The 5,759-nt window shown below is 50.5% G+C and carries 1 protein-coding gene, 2 tRNA genes and 3 rRNA genes; 1 reads left to right on the top strand and 5 read right to left on the bottom strand.

The annotated features are described in order from the left end of the window. Positions 1 to 61: 61 nt before the first annotated feature. The 5 genes from rrf to J2W36_RS26415 form a co-directional block, all read right to left on the bottom strand. Positions 62 to 174 (bottom strand): 5S ribosomal RNA (rrf, locus tag J2W36_RS26435). 145 nt (positions 175 to 319) lie between these two features. After that, positions 320 to 3,191, bottom strand: a 23S ribosomal RNA gene (locus J2W36_RS26430). Between the two features lie 333 nt (positions 3,192 to 3,524). Beyond that, positions 3,525 to 3,600: transfer RNA gene (locus J2W36_RS26425), tRNA-Ala, on the bottom strand. 24 nt (positions 3,601 to 3,624) lie between these two features. Then, positions 3,625 to 3,701 (bottom strand) — tRNA-Ile (locus tag J2W36_RS26420). A gap of 108 nt (positions 3,702 to 3,809) precedes the next feature. Further along, positions 3,810 to 5,344 (bottom strand): 16S ribosomal RNA (locus tag J2W36_RS26415). Together the 16S, 23S and 5S rRNA genes with 2 tRNA genes alongside form the textbook arrangement of a ribosomal RNA operon. 214 nt (positions 5,345 to 5,558) lie before the next feature. Here J2W36_RS26415 and J2W36_RS26410 point away from each other — a divergent pair. Then, positions 5,559 to 5,759: hypothetical protein (locus J2W36_RS26410; protein ID WP_307692767.1), on the top strand; the 201-nt coding region annotated here is incomplete at its 3' end.

Raw genomic sequence — 5,759 nt, 5'->3', positions numbered from 1 at the left:
TTCCCAGAAAGCAGAAAGCCCCCGCTTGAATAAACAAGCGGGGGCAGACTGGGCTGTAAGAGCCTGACGATGACCTACTTTCACACGGGAACCCGCACTATCATCGGCGCTGAGTCGTTTCACTGTCCTGTTCGGGATGGGAAGGAGTGGGACCAACTCGCTATGGTCATCAGGCATAAAGGGTAGTCATGCTGATTTTGGATCAACACAACGAATTCATAGAGTTTGGAATCAGCTTTTGGCGAATGATTTTGAATGCGTCAACTTGGCATAACACCTTGATCATGTATTCGAGACCTTTCGGTCTGATCAAAGTTATAGGGTCAAGCCGCACGAGCAATTAGTATCAGTTAGCTTAACGCATTACTGCGCTTCCACACCTGACCTATCAACGTCCTGGTCTTGAACGACTCTTCAGGGGGCTCAAGGCCCCGGCAGATCTCATCTTGAAACGAGTTTCCCGCTTAGATGCTTTCAGCGGTTATCTCTTCCACACTTAGCTACTCGGCAATGCCACTGGCGTGACAACCGATACACCAGAGGTGTGTCCACTCCGGTCCTCTCGTACTAGGAGCAGGCTTCCTCAAATCTGCAGCGCCCACGGAAGATAGGGACCAAACTGTCTCACGACGTTTTAAACCCAGCTCACGTACCTCTTTAAATGGCGAACAGCCATACCCTTGGGACCGGCTACAGCCCCAGGATGAGATGAGCCGACATCGAGGTGCCAAACACCGCCGTCGATATGAACTCTTGGGCGGTATCAGCCTGTTATCCCCAGAGTACCTTTTATCCGTTGAGCGATGGCCCTTCCATACAGAACCACCGGATCACTATGTCCTGCTTTCGCATCTGCTCGACTTGTCAGTCTCGCAGTTAAGCACGCTTATGCCATTGCACTATCGTCACGATGTCCGACCGTAACTAGCGTACCTTCGAACTCCTCCGTTACGCTTTGGGAGGAGACCGCCCCAGTCAAACTGCCTACCATGCACTGTCCCCGATCCAGATAATGGACCTAGGTTAGAACCTCAAACACACCAGGGTGGTATTTCAACGTTGGCTCCACAAGATCTAGCGACCCTGCTTCAAAGCCTCCCACCTATCCTACACAGATCTGTTCAAAGTCCAATACAAAGCTACAGTAAAGGTTCATGGGGTCTTTCCGTCTTTCCGCGGGGAGATTGCATCATCACAAACATTTCAACTTCGCTGAGTCTCAGGAGGAGACAGTGTGGCCATCGTTACGCCATTCGTGCAGGTCGGAACTTACCCGACAAGGAATTTCGCTACCTTAGGACCGTTATAGTTACGGCCGCCGTTTACTGGGACTTCAATCAAGAGCTTGCACCCCATCATTTAATCTTCCAGCACCGGGCAGGCGTCACACCCTATACGTCCACTTTCGTGTTTGCAGAGTGCTGTGTTTTTAATAAACAGTCGCAGCCACCGATTTTTTGCAACCCATTCATGCTTCGTTGTTCACTACACACTAATAGGGCACACCTTCTTCCGAAGTTACGGTGTCAATTTGCCGAGTTCCTTCTCCTGAGTTCTCTCAAGCGCCTTAGAATACTCATCTCGCGCACCAGTGTCGGTTTGCGGTACGGTCGTTGTTAGCTGAAGCTTAGTGGCTTTTCCTGGAACCTCGTTCAGTTACTTCACGGGCAAGCCCGCTCGATCAATGGCCTCGGTATATGTGCACCGGATTTGCCTAATGCACGCCTACATCCATCTAAACCGACATATCCAACAGTCGGATAACCTATTAAGATCCGTCCCCACATCGCACTAACAATCGGTACAGGAATATTGACCTGTTTCCCATCAGCTACGCATCTCTGCCTCGCCTTAGGGGCCGACTCACTCTACGCCGATGAACGTTGCGTAGAAAACCTTGCGCTTACGGCGAGGGGGCTTTTCACCCCCTTTAACGCTACTCATGTCAGCATTCGCACTTCTGATACCTCCAGCACGCTTTACAACGCACCTTCACAGGCTTACAGAACGCTCTCCTACCACTTGCAATAAATTGCAAATCCGCAGCTTCGGTAACTGGCTTAGCCCCGTTACATCTTCCGCGCAGGACGACTCGATCAGTGAGCTATTACGCTTTCTTTAAATGATGGCTGCTTCTAAGCCAACATCCTGACTGTTTTAGCCTTCCCACTTCGTTTCCCACTTAGCCAATTTTAGGGACCTTAGCTGGCGGTCTGGGTTGTTTCCCTCTTGAGTCCGGACGTTAGCACCCGGTGCTCTGTCTCCCAAGCTGTACTCATCGGTATTCGGAGTTTGCCTTGGTTTGGTAAGTCGCCATGACCCCCTAGCCAAAACAGTGCTCTACCCCCGATGGTAATACTTGAGGCACTACCTAAATAGTTTTCGGAGAGAACCAGCTATTTCCAAGTTTGTTTAGCCTTTCACCCCTATCCACAGCTCATCCGCTAGTTTTGCAACACTAGTCGGTTCGGACCTCCAGTACCTGTTACGGCACCTTCATCCTGGCCATGGATAGATCACTTGGTTTCGGGTCTACACCCAGCGACTATCGCCCTATTCGGACTCGATTTCTCTACGGCTTCCCTATTCGGTTAACCTTGCCACTGAATGTAAGTCGCTGACCCATTATACAAAAGGTACGCAGTCACCCCTTTCGAGGCTCCTACTTTTTGTAAGCACGCGGTTTCAGGATCTATTTCACTCCCCTCCCGGGGTTCTTTTCGCCTTTCCCTCACGGTACTAGTTCACTATCGGTCGATGATGAGTATTTAGCCTTGGAGGATGGTCCCCCCATATTCAGACAGGATTTCTCGTGTCCCGCCCTACTTGTCGTTAGCTCAGTACCACACGTCTCTTTTCACGTACGGGGCTATCACCCGCTATGGCCAGTCTTTCCAAACTGTTCCGTTAAGAGTCGTGCTATCACTAACAGGCTTCTCCGATTTCGCTCGCCACTACTTTCGGAATCTCGGTTGATGTCTTTTCCTCGAGCTACTGAGATGTTTCAGTTCACCCGGTTCGCCTCGCATGACTATGTATTCATCATGCGATACCTTTCGGTGGGTTTCCCCATTCGGAAATCTCCGGATCAAAGCTAATTTGCCAGCTCCCCGAAGCTTATCGCAGGCTATCACGTCCTTCGTCGCCTATCATCGCCAAGGCATCCACCACGTGCTCTTATTCACTTGACCCTATAACTTTGACGTCTCACCAGATTCCTCCAGCAAAACCACAAAATCATTTCAAGGAATATGTCAGGTCTCTCACCTGACGCGTTATGCCGTACTTTCAACTTTCGATTTGACTCGAAATTGAAGTTTCTTTTGACGCAATCAAAAATTCTATGCTGCTGATGGCACGGTCTGCACTAAACCTTTACGAATGTGCAGTTTCCATCAGCAGCGCTGATTCGACTCTATGAATTTTTAAAGAACAGCCGATTGATCAAGAGATCTTGATCAACAACAAAACAGCCTCTCGCGAAGCCGCTTTGGTGTTGACAGTTTAACGTCGTCGAAAAGAATTGGTGGAGGTGACAGGACTCGAACCCGCTACCTACTGCTTGCAAAGCAGCCGCTCTCCCAGCTGAGCTACACCCCCCAAATACTTTGGCATTGGATGAATTGGTGGGTCGGGTTGGATTCGAACCAACGACCCCCGCCTTATCAAGACGGTGCTCTAACCAACTGAGCTACAGACCCAAGTCGGTCGCTCGCTCCCCGCACCAAGCTTTCGCTCAGCACAGTCGCCGGCGACTGCCTTCCAACAACCGATAAGTGTGGACGTTTAAATTAAATTGCTGTTTCCAGAAAGGAGGTGATCCAGCCGCACCTTCCGATACGGCTACCTTGTTACGACTTCACCCCAGTCACGAACCCTGCCGTGGTAATCGCCCTCCTTACGGTTAGGCTAACTACTTCTGGCAGAACCCGCTCCCATGGTGTGACGGGCGGTGTGTACAAGACCCGGGAACGTATTCACCGTGACATTCTGATCCACGATTACTAGCGATTCCGACTTCACGCAGTCGAGTTGCAGACTGCGATCCGGACTACGACTGGTTTTATGGGATTAGCTCCCCCTCGCGGGTTGGCAACCCTTTGTACCAGCCATTGTATGACGTGTGTAGCCCCACCTATAAGGGCCATGAGGACTTGACGTCATCCCCACCTTCCTCCGGTTTGTCACCGGCAGTCTCATTAGAGTGCCCAACTGAATGTAGCAACTAATGACAAGGGTTGCGCTCGTTGCGGGACTTAACCCAACATCTCACGACACGAGCTGACGACAGCCATGCAGCACCTGTGTTACGGTTCTCTTTCGAGCACTAAGCCATCTCTGGCAAATTCCGTACATGTCAAAGGTGGGTAAGGTTTTTCGCGTTGCATCGAATTAAACCACATCATCCACCGCTTGTGCGGGTCCCCGTCAATTCCTTTGAGTTTCAACCTTGCGGCCGTACTCCCCAGGCGGTCAACTTCACGCGTTAGCTTCGTTACTGAGTCAGTGAAGACCCAACAACCAGTTGACATCGTTTAGGGCGTGGACTACCAGGGTATCTAATCCTGTTTGCTCCCCACGCTTTCGTGCATGAGCGTCAGTACAGGTCCAGGGGATTGCCTTCGCCATCGGTGTTCCTCCGCATATCTACGCATTTCACTGCTACACGCGGAATTCCATCCCCCTCTACCGTACTCTAGCTATGCAGTCACAGATGCAGTTCCCAGGTTGAGCCCGGGGATTTCACAACTGTCTTACATAACCGCCTGCGCACGCTTTACGCCCAGTAATTCCGATTAACGCTTGCACCCTACGTATTACCGCGGCTGCTGGCACGTAGTTAGCCGGTGCTTATTCTTACGGTACCGTCATGGGCCCTCTTTATTAGAAAGAACCTTTTCGTTCCGTACAAAAGCAGTTTACAACCCGAAGGCCTTCATCCTGCACGCGGCATGGCTGGATCAGGCTTTCGCCCATTGTCCAAAATTCCCCACTGCTGCCTCCCGTAGGAGTCTGGGCCGTGTCTCAGTCCCAGTGTGGCTGGTCGTCCTCTCAGACCAGCTACAGATCGAAGGCTTGGTGAGCCTTTACCTCACCAACTACCTAATCTGCCATCGGCCGCTCCATTCGCGCAAGGTCTTGCGATCCCCTGCTTTCATCCGTAGATCTTATGCGGTATTAGCACAGCTTTCGCTGCGTTATCCCCCACGATTGGGCACGTTCCGATGTATTACTCACCCGTTCGCCACTCGCCACCAGGATTGCTCCCGTGCTGCCGTTCGACTTGCATGTGTAAGGCATGCCGCCAGCGTTCAATCTGAGCCAGGATCAAACTCTATAGTTCGATCTTGATTTGCGCCCAACCTCGCGGTTGAGCAAAACTCATAAAAAAAGAATTAAAGTGAACTTCACTTCTATTTCTCATGAGCGTTTAAAGTCTTGCGACTTGTTCCGAAGAACTTGGCAATTACCTTCAAACGCCCACGCTTATCGGCTGTATATTTTTAACGAACGCCGCAAAAACAAACTCTTTCGAACCTATCTTTACGCTGCTTGCTGTGATCAGCGAAGCCTTAAATTCTAGCACGATTTTTTCTAAATCGTCAAACTTTTTTTCGCTTTCTTTCGAAACACACCTCAATTCAATTCCTGAATCAAACCGCGTTTCGCTTTCTGCGAAGCCTTCGATTATCACACGCTTTTTGCAAAACCTGCAAGCCTTCGAAGACTTTTTTCACCCTCCACTCACTCAGCACAAC

Source organism: Variovorax ginsengisoli, assembly GCF_030811835.1.
Lineage (GTDB): Bacteria > Pseudomonadota > Gammaproteobacteria > Burkholderiales > Burkholderiaceae_C > Variovorax > Variovorax ginsengisoli_C.
This window is presented reverse-complemented; position numbering and strand designations above follow the sequence as displayed.